Origin of the sequence: Marinovum sp. PR37 (genome assembly GCF_028807375.1) — a bacterium.
Taxonomy (GTDB): domain Bacteria; phylum Pseudomonadota; class Alphaproteobacteria; order Rhodobacterales; family Rhodobacteraceae; genus Marinovum; species Marinovum algicola.
The window spans coordinates 57,916-73,487 of the sequence record NZ_JARAML010000011.1; the positions used below are offsets into that span (position 1 = coordinate 57,916).

Consider the following 15,572-nt stretch of genomic DNA (forward strand, 5'->3'; position numbering starts at 1 on the left):
ACCACAGACATGACGATTTCATCCGGCGACACCCTGCCCACGGCCACCCTGCTGCGGATCGGCGCCGACGGGCCCGAGACGGTGGATCTCGGGGCACGGCTCAAGGGCCGCAAAACGGTGATCTTCGGGCTGCCGGGCGCCTTTACCCGCACCTGTTCCTCGGCCCATGTGCCGAGTTTCATTCGCACCCGGGCGGCGTTCGAGGCCAAGGGCGTGCAGGACATCATCTGCGTCTCGGTCAACGATCCCTTCGTCATGCACGCCTGGGGCGAAAGCAGCGGTGCCAATGCCGCCGGGCTGAGCTTTCTGGCCGATTCCGGGGCCGAGTTCACCAAGGCGATCGGCATGAACTTCACCGCGCCCGCCGTGGGGTTCTTTGACCGCTCGGTGCGCTACGCGCTTTATGCCGAGGACGGCGTCGTCCAGGTGCTGCACCGCGAGGAAAGCCCCGGCGTCTGCGAAGCCTCGGCCGGCGAAGCGCTGCTGGCGGCGATCTGATCTCCCCGTCCCGGACCCCGATCCGGGACCTCGCCCCGCAGGTCGGGACCACGGCCCCGACCATGAGGACCCGGATCAGGTCCGGGGCGCGGGGCTCAATCGGCGAGCTGGTCCATCTTGCGGGCCAGCTTGACGTCGAGCGAGGACAGCCCGTCGACGTCATGGGTGGTCAGCACCACCTCGACGGTCTTGTAGACATTCGACCATTCCGGGTGATGGTTCCATTTCTCGGCATAGATCGCGACCCGCGTCATCCAGCCGAAGGCGTCGATGAAATCGTCGAACACATAGGTCTTGCAGATCGCGTCGCGATCGTCGTCGATTGTCCAGCCCTTGGCGACCAGCGGTGCAAGCATGGTCTTGCGGCCCGTGTCAGACAGTTTCTCGCTCATTGCTGTTCCTCCTGTTGGTCGCGCCGGAACGGGCCATAACTTGTCAGGATCTCGATATCCTCGTCAATCGCCGTGCGCTCCGCTTCGAGATAGCGCGAAATCGCCTCGGCAAAGCCCTTGTCGGCCACCCAATGCAGCGAATGGCAGGGCACCGGCAGATATCCGCGCGCCAGCTTGTGTTCGCCCTGCGCCCCGGCCTCGACCCGCGCCAGCCCCCGGCTGATGGCAAAGTCGATGGCCTGATAATAACACGCTTCGAAATGCAGGCAGGGGTGATCTTCGATACAGCCCCAATAGCGGCCATACAGCACTTCGCGCCCGATGAAATTCAGCGCCCCCGCCACCGGCCTGCCGTCGCGCTCCGCCAGCACCAGCGCGATATCGTCGCGCAGCGCCTCCTGGGCGATGTCGAAAAACGCCCGCGTCAGATAGGGCGTGCCCCATTTTCGGCTCCCGGTGTCCTGGTAGAACACCCAGAAGGCATCCCAGTGCTCGGCTTCGATCTGATCGCCGGTCAGGGTGCGGATCGTGCCGCCGAAACTTCGGGCGCGCTGGCGTTCCTTGCGGATGGTCTTGCGCTTGCGCGACGAGAGCGCGGCGAGGAAGGCGTCGAAATCTTCGTAATCGTGGTTTTCCCAGTGGAACTGCTGGGTCTGACGGCGCAGCAGACCCATGCTTTCGCCCGCCCGGGCCTCTTCTTCGGTACAGAAGGTCACATGCAGCGACGACAGGCCATTGTTGGCCGCCAGCCGGATCGCGCCCTGTATCAGCGCCGAGGCGCCGATTTCGGCAAAGCCCGGCCGGGTGAGAAAGCGCCGACCGGTGGCCGGGGTGAAGGGCACCGCAACCTGAAGCTTGGGGTAATAGTCGCCGCCGGCGTTCTCATAGGCATGCGCCCAATTGTGGTCGAAGATATATTCGCCCTGGCTGTGGCTCTTGGCATAAAGCGGCGCGCAGGCGATCACCTCGCCGCCCAGCCGCGCGGTCAGGTAGGTCGGCTGCCAGCCGGAGCCGCGCCCGACCGAGCCGCTGGCCTCAAGCGCCTCGAGGAAGCGGTAGGTGGTGAAAGGGTCAAAAGGCCGCCCGCCGTCGTCTGTTTCGGGGCAGGCACAGGCATCCCAGACGGCGGCGCCGATCTCGGATATCCGGTCATGGGTCTGGATTTCAATCTGGGTTTCGCGCATCACACCTGCCTTCGTCCTTCAGAGACTTGGCGTCTCGGGACGCGCATTCAAGCCAAATACTGCTCGAAGGTGATATTGCAGGCCACCCGGCGCGCCGCTGCCTCCTGCGCGGGCGTGCGCACGGTCCAGCACAGCACCGGCACCCCGCGGGCCTTGAGCGCGGTGACCGGGGCGGCCGTCAGATCCGAAAGATCATGACTGATGAAACTGGCGCCAACCCGGTCAAAATCGGCGATGTCGCGCAGATGCGCGCGGGTCGCCTCCGGCAGCTTCGCGCTGTCGCCATCGTCAAAGGCGCAGGTGGTCAGCCCGCGCGGCAGATCGGGCGCGAGGCGCGCCATCTCGGCCATGGAATGCGGGTTGAACGACATCACCGCCACCGGCCCGGCATAGCCGTCGAGCGCCTGCGCGGTGGCCTGTTCCAGCGGGCCCACATCCGGCCCCATCGCGCCGTCCTGATCCTTGATCTCGACCAGCAGCGGCACCTGTCCCGCAGTGATCGCGAGCACCTCGGCCAGGGTCGGAATGCCTTCGTCGCCGCCGGTCAGCGCAATCGCGCCCAGGGCCTCGGCCGTCCGGTCCCGGATCGCGCCCCGCGCGCTGGTCAGCCGGTCGAGGGCATAATCGTGAAACACCATCGCCTGACCGTCGGCCGAAAGTTGCAGGTCGATCTCGATGCCATAGCCCCGCGCGATGGCCGCGCGGATCGCGGCGCGCGAGTTCTCGGGCCGCCCGTCGCTGCGGTCATGCAGGGCGCGGTGGGCGATCGGGCGGGTCTGAAAGGCGGCGGGCAGGGTCATGCGATCTCGAAGATGCCTTCGATCTCGACCGCCACGCCGAGCGGCAGCGACGCCGCCGAGACCGCCGAGCGGGCATGCCGTCCGGCCTCGCCCAGAACCTCGACCATCAGGTCCGAGGCGCCATTGATCACCTTGGGCTGGTCGGTGAAATTCGGGGTGGAATTGACAAAGCCGGTAAGCTTGACCACCCGTTTCAACCGCCCCAGATCGCCTTCGCAGGCGGCGCGCACCTGGGCCAGCAGACTCAGCGCGCAGGCCTGCGCCGCCGCCGCCCCGGCCTCGACCGCCATGTCCTCTCCCAGCTTGCCGAGGATCAGCCCCTCGGCACCGGAAGAGATCTGGCCAGAGACGTAAAGCGTGTCGCCGGAGCGCACGAAAGGCACGTAGTTCGCGGCCGGCGCGGGGGCGTCGGGCAGGGCAAGGCCCAGCTCTGCAATGCGGGCTTCTATCGGGTTGTCCATCGGGCACCTCCTGAGATTTGCCGCGACGCTAGTGCGCGGCGGACCTCAGGGCAAGGCCCTTCGATGGCTCAACTTTCGCGCATCGCCCGGGCCAGGTAATCGGCCAGCGGCTTGAGCAGATAGACCATCGGCGAGCGCGCCTCGGTGCGCAGAAACGCCTCGACCGGCATGCCGGGGATCAGCGCCGTGCCCGCCGGCAGTTTGGCCACTTCGCCCGGCCGCAGCACGATCTCGGCGCGGTAGTAAGGCTGGCGGCTGACCTCGTCTACAAAGGCGTCGCCGGAGATCTTGACCACCTCGCCGAAGATCTCGGGCGTTTCGCGCTGGCTCAGCGAGGTCAGGCGCAAAAGCACCTCCTGACCGACGCGCACCTCGTCGATATTGATCGGCGCGACGCGGGCGGCAATCACCGCCGGGCGGTCACGCGGCACCAGGTACATCAGCGGCTCGGCCGGGCGGATCACCGCGCCCTTGCCGAACACCGCCAGATCATAGACCGCGCCAGCCACCGGTGCGCGGATCTCCATCCGGCCCAGCCGGTCGCGCAGCGCGGTCACCTCCTCGGCCAGCTCCCATTCGCGCACGCGCAGGTCGCGCAGCTGGGTGATCGCCTCTTCGCGCAGCCGCGACCCGATCGACAGGATGGTGATGTCGATTTCGGCAATCCGGGTCAGCGCCTGTGCCTTTTGTGCCGTCAACTCGCCCGCCAGCCCCTGAAGCTCGGCCCGCTGCCGCTGCACCGCCAGCACCCGCGAGGCCTGGGCCAGCTTCTTGTCGAGCAGGGTCTGCTGGTTCTCCAGCTCCTCTTCGATCAACGCCCGGCGCTCATCGAGCGCTTCCTGTTGCGCCTCGATGCCCTCGATCTGCACGGCGATCTGCCGCGACTGGGCGCGCAGCCGGTCGATCTCGCCCGCGGTGGATTCGGCGCGCGCCTGGAACAGCCGGGTCTGGCCGGCGATCATCTCGGCCACCGAGGGCATCTCGGCGGCGGCGTCACGCAGGCGCGGGTCGTACTCCGGGCGCGCGGCGCCATCGCGCTCGGCCTCGAGCCGTCCGCGCCGGGCCATGATCTCGTGCATCTGGTCTTCGGCGATGGTCAGCTTGCCGCGCACCAGCGCCGGGTCGAGCCGGAGCAGCACCTGGTCACCGGCAACGATATCGCCCTCACCCACCAGCAGTTCCGAGACCGTGCCGCCATCGGGGTGCTGGATCGCCTGCCGGTTCTGGTGCACCTCGACCTGCCCCGAGGCGATCACCGCGCCGCTGATCCGGCTGAGCGCTGCCCAGCCGCCAAAGCCGCCGACCAGCGCCACCAGCGCCAGCGCGCCGAGAAACAGCGGCGTACGGACAGAGAATTCCCGGTTCATTGCACCCCTCCCGGCCCGGCCTGGCGGATCTGTGCCGCATTCTGCACGGTTTTCTTGAGCACCTCGTCGCGCGGGCCAAAGGCCACCCGCGCGCCGTGATCGAGCACCAGCAACAGATCGCATTCCTGGATCGCCGCCGGCCGATGCGCCATGATCAGCACCGCACCGCCGCGCGCCTTGACGGCGCGAATGGCGGCATTGACGGCGGCGCTGCCCTGGTTGTCGAGGTTGGAATTGGGCTCGTCGAGCACCAGGATCTCCGGGTTGCGATACAGCGCGCGGGCGAGCCCGATACGCTGCATCTGCCCGCCCGAGAGCCGCCCGCCATGCGCGTCGATCACCGTGTCATAGCCGTTCGGCAGCTTCAGGATCAGCTCGTGCGCCGCCGCCATCTGTGCCGCCTGCACCACCTTGTCGGCATCCGGCTCCGCTTCGAGCCGGGCGATGTTCTCGGCGATGGTGCCATCGAACAGCTCGACCTTCTGTGGCAGATAACCGATGTATTGGCCAAGCTTTTCCGGCGGATATTGATCGAGCGTCGCACCGTCGAGGCGGATCCGCCCCGAGGCCGGCGTCCAGAGCCCGGTAAGCGCGCGCGCCAGGGTCGATTTGCCGGCCCCCGAAGGGCCGATCACGCCCAGCGCCTGCCCCGGCTTGAGATCGAAGGAGATCATCCGCAGCGCGGCCTGCCGCTCGGTCGGCGGAATGATGGTGAGCTGTTGCACCTCGAGCCGCGCTCTGGGCCGGGGCAGCTCCATCCGCGGCTTTTCCGGCGGCGTGCTGCCCAGGAGCTGCGCCAGCGCCTGCCAGCCATGGCGCGCGCGCTGCGCCACACCCCATTGGCCGATCAGCACCTCGATCGGCGCCAGCGCCCGACCCAGCAGGATCGAGCCGGCGATCATCGCGCCGGCCGACAGCTCGCCACGCAGCACCAGCCAGGCGCCGAGCCCCAGCATCGCCGATTGCAGCAGCAGCCGCAGCGCCCGGGTCAGCGCGGTAAAGCCGCCACTGACGTCAGAGCTTCGGATCTGGCCGTCGAGCGCCAGCTTGCGGGCGCCTTTCCAGCGCGCCAGCGCGGCCTTGTGCATGCCCATGGCATGGACCATCTCGGCCTCGTCGCGCATCCGGCTGGCCACCGCCTCGGATTCATGCGCGGCGCGGCCATGGGCCTGCACCGGCGCTTTCTGCATCTGTTGCGAGACCAGCGCGATCGCCACCAGCACCGCCCCGCCGCCCAGCGCCATCAGCCCGAGCAACGGATGGAAGATGGCGATCCCGGCGAGGAAAAAGGGCGTCCAGGGCAGATCGAACAGCGCCATCAGCACCGGCGAGGTCAGAAAGCGCTGCACCGATTCCAGATCGCGCAGCCCGGTGGCCGCGGCCGCGTCGGGTCGCGCCGCCGCGCGCCGCAGGCTGGCGTTGAACACCCGGTCATCCAGCCGCGCCTGAAACCGCGCGCCGACCCGTGCCATGATCCGGCCGCGGACGAAATCCAGCAGCCCCATCGTCGCATAGAGAAAGATCACCAGCGCCGAAAGCGCCACCAGCGTCGCCTCGGACCGGCTCGACAGCACGCGGTCATAGACCTGAAGCATGTAAAGCGGCCCGGTCAGCATCAGCAGGTTGGCGAAAAAGCTGAACAGCCCCACCGCCCAATAGAGCCCGCGGCTCTCCCGGCGCACCTTGCGCAATTCGCTCAGACCGGCTTCGCGTGGTTGCATACGCGGTTTCTCGCTCTTGTTACCGTGACCCGGACTTGATGGCCGCCGGACGGCTTGCTCACCATGCCCCGATAGGTCAGATTAAACCAGTGTCGCCAAATGGCCACAACGCCGCAAAGCCCCGGATTACGCCGTGGGCATCGGTCCTGAATAGACTACATAGCGATTATTGCGAAGCGATTGAGATTGCCAGTGCCGTCAGATTTTACATCCAGGATCCGCAGGGCCCTAGCCGGGCTCGCGCTTGGCCTTTTGGCCGCCTGCACCCTGCCCGAGCCCGGGCAGGTGACCCGCGACGGCATCTTCGATCCCTACGAGGCCCGCAACCGCCAGATACACGAACGCAGCAAGGACTTTGATCGCCAGGTCACCCGCCCGGTAGCGATCGCCTATGCCCGGAACGTGCCGGAACCGGCCCAGGACATGGTGACCAATTTCGCCAACAACCTTGCGGTGCCGGGCGCGGTGGTCAACCAGGTGCTGCAATTCGACCTTGGCGGCGCGCTGCACAACAGCGTGCGCTTCGGGCTGAACACCACGCTGGGCTTTGGCGGGGTCTTCGACGTGGCGGCCGATTTCGGCCTTCAGGAGGACGAGGCCGATTTTGGTCAGACCCTGGCGGTGTGGGGCGTGCCCGAAGGCGCCTTTCTCGAACTGCCCATCCTCGGCCCCGCGACCGAACGCGACGCAGTGGGCCAGGTGGTGGATTTGGCGCTTGATCCCCTGAATGTGATCCCCTGGCCGGAAAAGCTCTATCTCAGGCTGCCGGCAGCGGTCGCCGAAGTCGGTCAAAGGGGCCGTTACGCGGCCTCGGTGGATTCGATTTTCTACGAAAGCGCAGACAGTTACGCCCAATCCCGCCTGATCTACCTCCAGAACCGCCGGTTCGAAGTCGGAACGGGCCAAGGCTCAGGTCTTGACGCGGCTTCGGGCGAAATTGACCCTTATGCAGAGTTGTCAGACCAGATTGTCGACCCATATGAAGAGCTTTACGGAGAACAGTGACATGTTGCGCAGACACTTCCTCACCGGCACCGTGGCAGCTGTGGCGGCGACGTCCTTTTCGGCCCTGCCCGCCCTGGCCCTGACCCCGGCCCGCGCCAGAACCCTGGTCGACGCGCTGGTGGCCGATATTAACCGGGTGATCGCCTCCGGCCAGTCACAGAGCGCGATGAACGCCGAGTTCGAGCGGATCTTCCGGCGCTATGCCGATGTGCCGACGATTGCCGCCTATGCGCTGGGGGTGGACGGCCGCCGCGCCAGTGCCGCGCAGAAACGCGCCTTTCAGGAGGCCTTCACCGGCTATATCTCACGCAAATACGGCGCCCGCTTCCGCGAATTCATCGGCGGCCGGATCGAGGTGAACGGCGTGCGCCAGGTCAAGAGCTTCTACGAGGTGAACTGCATCGCGCATCTGCGCGGCGAGGCACCTTTCGCGCTTGATTTCATGGTGTCGGACAATGCCGGCCGCGACCTGTTCTTCAACATGAAGATCGAAGGCGTGAACCTGCTGCTGACCGAACGCACCGAAATCGGCGCGATGATCGACCGCCGGGGCGGCGATATCGACGCGATGATCCAGGACCTGCGCAGCGCAAGCTGACGGAGGGGCTTGCCCGACGCCGGCGGCCGCGCCGCTGATCCTAGGCAAATAGCCGGTAGTAAATGCCGTCCGGCAGGAACTGCCCAAGCCGAAACAGCCAGGCGAAAGGCACGGGGAAGCTCTTCTTGAACCGGTCGGAATTCATGTGCTCGAAGATCGACAGGGCGGCCGTCTCGGGCTCCATCAGAGCGGGCATCCTGAAGTCGTTCTTGTCGGTCAGGCGGGTGCGGATGAACCCGGGATTGACCAGCTGCACCCTGACGCCCGAGCCGCGCAGATCGGCGTGCAGCGCCTCGGCCATGGCCATGACGCCGGCCTTCGAGGCGCCATAGCCGGTCGCGCCGGGCAGCCCGCGAAAGCCCGCGAGCGAGCCGGTCATGACGATATGGCCGCTGTCGCGCGCCACCATGCCCGGCACCACCTGCCCCAGCACCCGCGCGGCGCCGGTGAAGTTCACGTCGCACATCGCGGCGACCTCTTCGGCGTTCCAGGCCTGCGCCGGCTGCGGCCAGTAGACCCCGGCGAGATAGACCAGCCCGTCGATCTCCCCCGCCTCGGCGGCGGCGCGCGCCACCCCGTCGGCATCGGTCACGTCGCAGGCCACCACCTGCGCCCGCCCGGGCAGCTCCGCCGCAAGTTCACGCAGCCGGTCTTCCGACCGCGCCGAGAGGATCAGATGCGCCCCCGCCCGGCTGAGCTTATGCGCCAGCGACCGGCCCAGCCCCTCGCTCGCGCCCACGATCCAATAGCGTTTGCCCACGAATTCCGTCATCTTGCCTCCAGCAGGCGCGCCCCCGCCTCGCGGCCCGGCGCGCCAAATTTGTGTAATCGGCTCCGGTTGATGATCGGGCCATCCGGCCCGGGATACAACCGCCAGGCTCTGGCACAGATAGGCCGGTCGCAGCCCGGCGCCAGCCTCAGCGCGAAACCTCCTGGCGCGGCGCCTCCGGCCGCCTGCGGTACCGCGCGCCTTTCCACCACAGCTTGAGCGCCTGCCAGTGGATCAGCGCCAGCACCCGCCGCGCTCCGAACGGCCGGCGCAGGCAGAAGCCCAGGATCGCCCGATCGGTCAGCGGCGCGCGCGGGCCGGTCAGGGTGGCGGTCACCCCGCCTTGGCCGGTGTCGAGATCGATCCAGATGCCGATGCGGTCGGCCCGGATGTCGAAGCGGAAGGTATACTGCCCGGCCACCGGCTGAAACGGCGAGACATGCAGGATCTTGCGCGCGGCGATCCGGTCTTCTGCCGTGAGCGGTGAGTAATCCGGCTTGTGACAGAGATAGCAATGGCGGTCGCCGAAGGTATTGGTCACCTCGGCGATCACGGCGCAGAGCCGCGCCGCCTCGTCATGGATCAGCCAGAAGCTCACCGGGTTGAACACATGGCCCAACACCCGTGGCTGCGCCAGAAGCTGCACCCGCCCGCCCAGCGGCACCTGATATCGGGCCAGAACCTCGCGCAGCCAGGCCGGGCCGCGCCCCTGTTTCGGCGCGCCGCCGTGGTCGCTGTCGTGCACCGAGGTCAGCCCGGCCCGGTTGCGTCCAAAGAGCCGGGGGCCCGCCACATCCGCCTCGGCATCGAGCAGCACATAGTCGACCGCATAGCGAAAGCTGTTCTCGACCTCGCCCTTGCGTCCGTGCCAGGTGTGGCCGGCGATATGCTCGACCTGGGTCATTCCGCGGCCACCATGACATCGGGGCGCGCCAGGATGCGGTCGGCGACATCCGCCGCGCTTGCCAGACCGTCTTCGTGAAAGCCATTGCGCATCCAGGCGCCGCAGAACCAGGTGCGCCGCGCGCCATTGAACCCCGCCACCTCGCCCTGCGCCCGCAGCGCGGCCAGGTCATATACCGGATGGCGCAGAGTGACCTGATCGTAGATCAGTTCGTCGCGGATCGGCTTGCGGGCGTTCAGGGTGACAAACATCGGGTCGTTCGCCGGGATCGGCTGCAACTTGTTCATCCAGTAGGTCAGGTCGATCTTGCCATCGCGCGCACTGCGGCCTTCGGTGTAGTTCCAGGACGACCAGCAGCCGCGCCGCCGTGGCATAGCGCGGGGATCGGCATGCAGGGTGATCTCGTTGGGCTGATAGCCGATCGCGCCCAGCGCCCGGGCCTCTTCGGTCGCGGGATCGGCCAGCAGCGCCAGGCTGTCGTCGGAATGGGTGGCCAGCACCAGTTCGTCGAACACCTCCCAGCCGCCGCCCGCGACGCGCAGCTCGACATGATCGGGAAAGCGACGCACGGCGCGGACCGGCGCGCCGATCCGCAGATCGACCAGACGGCGGCGCAGGCTGGCCTCGAGCCGGCGCACATATTCCACCGATCCGCCCTGCACCGTATACCATTGATGCTGCCCGGAATGGTGCAACAGCGCGTGGTTCTCGAAAAACTGGATCAGCGCCTGCGCCGGAAACCGCATGATCTGCTCCGGCGGCGTCGACCAAATCGCACCGGAGAGCGGCAGCAGGTAGTAATCGCGGAACCAGTCGCCAAGCTGCATCTGCTCCAGGAAATCTCCCAGCGGCTGGTGCCGGTCGCTGGCGGCATCGAGCGCCCGGGCGTTGAACCGCAGGATGTCGCGGATCATGCCGAGGAACTTCGGGTTGAACATGTTGCGGCGCTGGCTGAACACCGCCTTGAGGTTTTCGAGCCCGTATTCCATCTCGCCGCCGCGCAGCGAGGCGGCAAAGCTCATGTTGCTCGGCGCCACCGGCACGCCGAGCTGTTGGAACAACGCGGACAGACGCGGATAATTGGCGTGGTTGAAGACGATGAACCCGGTGTCCACCGGCTGCTGCCCGCCCTGCCCCGCCATCACCGTGCGCGCATGGCCCCCCAGCCGCGGCCCGGCCTCAAACAGCGTGACCTCGGCCGCGTCGGCCAGGAAATGCGCAGCCCCCATGCCGGAAATGCCACCACCGATGACGGCAATCCTGCGGCGAAAGGGGGAAGAGGGGTCAAGCGGCATGAGGTCGTCCTGTTGTTTGGCTCGGTATCATCAGGTCTACGGCGCCAGCCGCGAAACGGATGAAAAAAACTGGCAGAACCAATGATCCATTCCCCGCGCCCCGCCGTATCCTGCACATGCTGATCGCGACAAAACCCCGTCAGGCGGGTGACATTCCGCCGGTTTCGCCGTCTTATGTTCCCGGGGCCATCGGCTCCGTGACGTCAGGGGAACAGAAACGACAGATGAAATCCGCGCCAGCACGGGCCGATTGGGTGGCCCATGTCATTCGCATCCGCGACGCGCGGGACGAGACCGCCTTTGCCGAGCTGTTTGCGCATTTCGCGCCACGGGTGAAAGCCTTTCTGATGCGCTCGGGCGGGGATCCGGCGATTGCCGAGGAATGCGCGCAGGAGGTGATGGTCACGCTCTGGCGCAAGGCGCATCTGTTCGATCCGGCGCGCGCCAGCGTCGCCACCTGGATCTTTACCATCGCCCGCAACAAACGGATCGATGTGCTGCGCCGACAGCGCCGCCCCGAGCCCGAAGACCTGAGCTGGGGCCCCGAGGAAGCGCCCGATCAGGCCGATATCGTGACGCTGCAACAGGAAAGCGCGCAGCTGAGCGCGGCCATCGCCCGCCTGCCCGAGACGCAGCGCGAGCTGATCCAGCGCGCCTATTTCGGCGAGATGAGCCACGGCGAGATTGCCGCGGCCACCGGCCTGCCGCTGGGCACGATCAAATCCCGCATTCGACTGGCGCTCGACCGCTTGCGCCATGCCATGAAATGAGCACCGCCATGACCGATGAGATCACCCACCACCTGACCGACGCCCTGCTGATGGCCTATTCGGCGGGCACCCTGCCCGAGGCCTTCAACCTCGCCGTCGCCACCCATGTCTCGATGTGCGACGCCTGCCGTGCCGCTGTCGAGAGCTATGACGCAGTGGGCGGCGCGCTTCTGGCCGAGACCGAGAGCCAAGAGATGGCCGCCGATGCCCTTTCATCGGCGCTGGCGATGATCCGCGACACACCGGCGGAAGCCCCGGCGCCGCGCCCGGCCGATGTTCCGGCGCCGCTGGCCGGCTACATCGGCGGCAGCCTGGCGGATGTAACCTGGCGTCCGGTGGGCATGGGGGTCAAACAGGCCGTGCTCAAGACCTCGCCAGAGGCCACCGCGCGGCTGCTGTACATTCCCGCCGGGGCGGCGATGCCCGACCATGGTCACAAGGGGCTCGAACTGACGCTGGTGCTGCGCGGCGCGTTCTTCGACGAGGACGCGCGCTTTGGCCCCGGCGATGTCGAGGTTGCCACCGAGGCCGACGAACACACGCCGATCGCCGATATCGGCGAGGATTGCATCTGCCTCGCCGTCACCGACGCGCCGTTGAAATTCCGCGGCTGGCTGCCCCGCCTGGCGCAACCCTTCCTCGGTATCTGAGGCCGGAGGCTTCGGGCCTGGCGCCCCCGTCCCGGACCCGATCCGGGACCTCGCCTGCCCACCAGGAGGCCCCGGACCAGGTCCGGGGCGCGACTGCCCTATGTCCGCGGCAGGGGCACCACGTTTTCACCGCTCTCAGGCGCCAGTTCCTCGAAATCGAAATTGTCGAGCCGGCGCGCCCGGCGGCCGGCCTTGTCGGCGCTGATCTTGATCTCGGAGATATCCTTGGCGGCCTGGCCGAAATGCCGGTCGAGATTCTCGACCCGTGTGCCCAGCCGCTCGACATCGGCAAAGAGCAGGCTTAGTTCCTTGCGGATCGCGCCGGCCTGTTCGCGCATCCGCGCGTCCTTGAGGATCGCGCGCATGGTGTTCAGCGTCGCCATGCAGGTGGTGGGCGAGACGATCCAGACCCGGGCGGCGAACCCCTCGCGCACCACTTCCGGGAAATTGCCGTGCAGCTCGGCATAGATCGCCTCGGAGGGCAGGAACATCAGCGCGCCCTCGGCGGTCTCGCCGTCGAGAATGTAGCGCTCGGCGATGTCGCGGATGTGCTTGCGCAGCGATTGCCGCAGCAACTGCGCCGCGCGTTGCGCCCGCTCGGGGCTGTCGGCACGGCGCAGCGCCTCATAGGCCTCGAGCGGGAATTTCGAATCGATGGCGATCGGCCCCGGCGGGTTGGGCAGGTGGATCAGGCAATCGACGCGACGGCCATTGGAGAGCGTCGCCTGCAAGGTGTAGCTGTCAGAAGGCAACGCCTTGGTGACGATATCGTTGAGCTGGATCTCACCGAACGCGCCCCGGGTCTGCTTGTTCGACAGGATGTCCTGCAACGACAGCACGTCGCCCGAGAGCTTGGTGATATTGTCCTGCGCCTTGTCGATGGCCGAAAGCCGCTCCTGCAATTCGCCGAGGCTCCTGGCGGTGCGGCGGGCCGAGCCGTGCAGGTTCTCCTGCATCTGCTGCTGCACCTGGCCCAGGCGCTGCTCCATCAGTTGCAGCATCTTGATCTGGCTCTGCGCCTGCGCCTCGCTGACGTGATGCAGCCCGCCCGACAGCCGCTCCTGGCCTTCGCTCAGGCTCTGCACCCGATGGCCCAGCATCCCCATCTGCTGCGCCAGTGGTTCGGTCAGCCGGGCCGAACGGGCGGCCGCGCGGGCGGTCGAGACCAGCAGCCAGAGCACGACGACAAGCACCAGGCCAGCGACCAGCAGCGCCAGAACCTGCGGGTCATCCAGCGTCAGGGGGGTGTCGCCGATCCGGATCATGTGCGGCCGAACAGCCGCTCGATGTCGGAGAGCTTGAGCTCCACATAGGTCGGGCGGCCGTGGTTGCACTGGCCGGAATGCGGCGTCGCCTCCATCTCGCGCAGGAGCGCGTTCATCTCTTCGGCCTGCATCCGGCGGCCGGAGCGGATCGAGCCGTGACAGGCGACGCGGCTGAGGATGGCATCGATCCGTTCGCGCAGCTGGGCGGATTGCCCGAGATCATGCAGCTCGTCGAGAATGTCGCGCAAGAGCGCCTCGGCGTTGACTTCGCCGAGGATCGCCGGGGTCTCGCGCACCACCACGGCACCGCCGCCGAAAGGCTCGACGGTGAGACCGAGATCCGCCAGCGCCGGAGCATGTTCCAGCAGCAGGGCGCAATCGGTGCCCGACAACTCCACCACCTCGGGGATCAGGAGCGCCTGGGCAGCGATGCCGCTTTCCGCCGCCTGCCGCTTCAACCGTTCATAGACCAGCCGCTCATGCGCAGCATGCTGATCGACCAGCACGATGCCCTGTTCTGTCTGGGCGATAATGTAATTCTCATGTACCTGGGCCCGTGCGGCGCCGAGCGGATGGCTCTGCGGCGCCGGCGCATCCGTGGTGTCGACCACGGGCTCCGGCGCCGGCTCGACCCGGGCGCTGTAGCTCTGTGCCATCTCGGCAAAGCCGGGCGCCTGCGCCTGATACGCCGCCTGCCGCGCCGCCGGGCCGGGACGGTCGAGCGGCGGCCGGTCCATCTGGTAGACGCGGGGCTCGGTCGGCTCGACCCGCATGGCACCCAGGGTGGCACCGGCGACGGTGGTCGAGGCTCGGTGCCCGGCCCCCGCCAGCGCATGACGCAGCCCCGAGACGATCAGCCCGCGCGCCAGACCGGGGTCGCGGAAACGCACTTCGCTCTTGGCCGGGTGCACGTTGACGTCGACCAGCCGCGGATCGCAATCGACAAAGAGCGCCACCGCCGGATGCCGGTCGCGCGACAGGAAATCGGCATAGGCCCCGCGCAGCGCGCCGTAGAACAGCTTGTCGCGCACCGGGCGGCCATTGACGAACATGTGCTGCGCCACCGCCGAGCCGCGCGAATAGGTCGGCAGCGCGGCAAAGCCGGTGAGGTGATGGCCCTCGCGCTCAGCATCGAGCGGCACCGCGTTCTCACTGAATTCGCGGCCGAGGATCTGCGTCAGCCTGCCGTTCAGGGCGTCAAACAGCTCGCCCGACATCGGCTCGGCGCGAAAGCTGACCCGCGCCTGATCGCCGGTGACATCGCGCAGCGTGAAGCCGGTGAAGGGCTCGGCCATGGCCAGCCGTTTCACGACGTCGGAGATCGCCTGCATCTCGGCCCGGTCCGACCGCAGGAACTTGAGCCGCGCCGGGGTGGCAAAGAACAGGTCGCGCAGCTCGACCGTGGTGCCCCGGTTGCAGGCGGCGGGCTTGACCGGCCCATGATCGCCGCCCTCGACGTGGATCATCGCCGCCTCCTGCCCGCCGGCGCGCGAGGTGATCGTCAGACGCCCCACCGCGCCAAGCGAGGGCAGCGCTTCACCCCGGAAACCAAAGGAATGGATGTTCAGGAGGTCGGAGCCATCGATCTTGGAGGTGGCATGGCGGCTGAGCGCCAGCGGTAGCTGTTCGGGCGTCATGCCGCAACCGTTGTCGCGCACCCGGATCAGGCTCTTGCCGCCGGCGGCAATGTCGATCTCGATCCGCGTGGCACCGGCATCGAGCGCGTTTTCCACCAGTTCCTTGACCGCCGAAGCCGGGCGCTCCACCACTTCGCCGGCGGCGATGCGGTTCACCGCCGCATCATCGAGCTGGCGAATTTCAGGTGCGTCTCTGTCGCGGATATTGGGGGGCTGATCCTTCATACCCCAAAACCTAGCATGGCCGCATTTGATT

General features: G+C 67.4%; 16 protein-coding genes. 5 read left to right on the top strand and 11 right to left on the bottom strand.

Going from position 1 to position 15,572, the window contains the following annotated elements:
• Nucleotides 1–9: 9 nt before the first annotated feature.
• Nucleotides 10–498, top strand: a complete 489-nt coding sequence (locus PVW49_RS11260; RefSeq protein ID WP_048533085.1) for a peroxiredoxin — start codon at nt 10–12, stop codon at nt 496–498.
• Between the two features lie 95 nt (nt 499–593).
• Here the strand turns inward: PVW49_RS11260 and PVW49_RS11265 are convergent, their stop codons facing one another.
• From PVW49_RS11265 to PVW49_RS11290, 6 genes are all read right to left on the bottom strand, one after another.
• Nucleotides 594–890, bottom strand: a complete 297-nt coding sequence (locus tag PVW49_RS11265) for a 4a-hydroxytetrahydrobiopterin dehydratase (protein ID WP_048533087.1) — start codon at nt 888–890, stop codon at nt 594–596.
• The gene (locus tag PVW49_RS11270) at nt 887–2,074 is read right to left on the bottom strand and encodes a GNAT family N-acetyltransferase (RefSeq protein ID WP_074835834.1); all 1,188 of its coding nucleotides are present in this window, start codon (nt 2,072–2,074) and stop codon (nt 887–889) included. The genes PVW49_RS11265 and PVW49_RS11270 overlap by 4 nt, the downstream gene beginning before the upstream one ends.
• A 47-nt stretch (nt 2,075–2,121) precedes the next feature.
• A complete protein-coding gene (locus PVW49_RS11275; protein WP_074835835.1) occupies nt 2,122–2,874 on the bottom strand; it encodes a glycerophosphodiester phosphodiesterase family protein in 753 nt (250 codons plus the stop codon).
• Nucleotides 2,871–3,335 carry a RidA family protein gene (locus tag PVW49_RS11280; RefSeq protein ID WP_074835837.1) on the bottom strand — a complete coding sequence of 155 codons (465 nt, stop codon included), beginning with the start codon at nt 3,333–3,335 and terminating at the stop codon, nt 2,871–2,873. The genes PVW49_RS11275 and PVW49_RS11280 overlap by 4 nt, the downstream gene beginning before the upstream one ends.
• Before the next feature lie 68 nt (nt 3,336–3,403).
• Nucleotides 3,404–4,702 (bottom strand): HlyD family type I secretion periplasmic adaptor subunit, encoded by a 1,299-nt coding sequence (locus PVW49_RS11285; RefSeq protein ID WP_274590567.1) that lies wholly within the window; start codon nt 4,700–4,702, stop codon nt 3,404–3,406.
• Complete coding sequence (locus tag PVW49_RS11290) at nt 4,699–6,423, bottom strand: type I secretion system permease/ATPase (RefSeq protein WP_074835840.1); 1,725 nt, start codon at nt 6,421–6,423, stop codon at nt 4,699–4,701. The genes PVW49_RS11285 and PVW49_RS11290 overlap by 4 nt, the downstream gene beginning before the upstream one ends.
• A 192-nt stretch (nt 6,424–6,615) precedes the next feature.
• Here PVW49_RS11290 and PVW49_RS11295 point away from each other — a divergent pair, with 192 nt between their 5' ends.
• On the top strand, nt 6,616–7,428 hold the full coding sequence (locus PVW49_RS11295; protein ID WP_082154540.1) for an MlaA family lipoprotein: 813 nt from the start codon (nt 6,616–6,618) through the stop codon (nt 7,426–7,428).
• Between the two features lies 1 nt (nt 7,429).
• The gene (locus PVW49_RS11300) at nt 7,430–8,026 is read left to right on the top strand and encodes an MlaC/ttg2D family ABC transporter substrate-binding protein (RefSeq protein WP_074835841.1); all 597 of its coding nucleotides are present in this window, start codon (nt 7,430–7,432) and stop codon (nt 8,024–8,026) included.
• 40 nt (nt 8,027–8,066) lie between these two features.
• Here the strand turns inward: PVW49_RS11300 and PVW49_RS11305 are convergent, their stop codons facing one another.
• From PVW49_RS11305 to PVW49_RS11315, 3 genes are all read right to left on the bottom strand, one after another.
• Nucleotides 8,067–8,798, bottom strand: coding sequence for an SDR family NAD(P)-dependent oxidoreductase (locus tag PVW49_RS11305; protein ID WP_074835843.1), 732 nt, complete (start codon nt 8,796–8,798; stop codon nt 8,067–8,069).
• A gap of 145 nt (nt 8,799–8,943) precedes the next feature.
• Entirely contained in the window at nt 8,944–9,699 is a 756-nt protein-coding gene (locus PVW49_RS11310) for a DUF1365 domain-containing protein (protein WP_074835846.1), read from the bottom strand.
• Nucleotides 9,696–10,994, bottom strand: coding sequence for an NAD(P)/FAD-dependent oxidoreductase (locus PVW49_RS11315; RefSeq protein ID WP_048533101.1), 1,299 nt, complete (start codon nt 10,992–10,994; stop codon nt 9,696–9,698). Before PVW49_RS11315 ends, PVW49_RS11310 begins: the two co-directional genes overlap by 4 nt.
• Before the next feature lie 224 nt (nt 10,995–11,218).
• On the opposite strand from PVW49_RS11315, the gene PVW49_RS11320 reads away from it, so the two are divergent.
• Both PVW49_RS11320 and PVW49_RS11325 read left to right on the top strand, forming a co-directional pair.
• Nucleotides 11,219–11,764 carry a sigma-70 family RNA polymerase sigma factor gene (locus PVW49_RS11320; RefSeq protein ID WP_048533103.1) on the top strand — a complete coding sequence of 182 codons (546 nt, stop codon included), beginning with the start codon at nt 11,219–11,221 and terminating at the stop codon, nt 11,762–11,764.
• 8 nt (nt 11,765–11,772) lie between these two features.
• Nucleotides 11,773–12,414, top strand: a complete 642-nt coding sequence (locus tag PVW49_RS11325; RefSeq protein WP_274590568.1) for a ChrR family anti-sigma-E factor — start codon at nt 11,773–11,775, stop codon at nt 12,412–12,414.
• Between the two features lie 98 nt (nt 12,415–12,512).
• Here PVW49_RS11325 and PVW49_RS11330 read toward each other — a convergent pair whose 3' ends face one another.
• Both PVW49_RS11330 and mutL read right to left on the bottom strand, forming a co-directional pair.
• A complete protein-coding gene (locus tag PVW49_RS11330; RefSeq protein WP_274590569.1) occupies nt 12,513–13,679 on the bottom strand; it encodes a DNA recombination protein RmuC in 1,167 nt (388 codons plus the stop codon).
• Nucleotides 13,676–15,541: a DNA mismatch repair endonuclease MutL gene (mutL, locus tag PVW49_RS11335; RefSeq protein WP_274566218.1), complete on the bottom strand. Its 1,866-nt coding sequence runs from the start codon at nt 15,539–15,541 to the stop codon at nt 13,676–13,678. Before mutL ends, PVW49_RS11330 begins: the two co-directional genes overlap by 4 nt.
• Between the last annotated feature and the right edge of the window lie 31 nt (nt 15,542–15,572).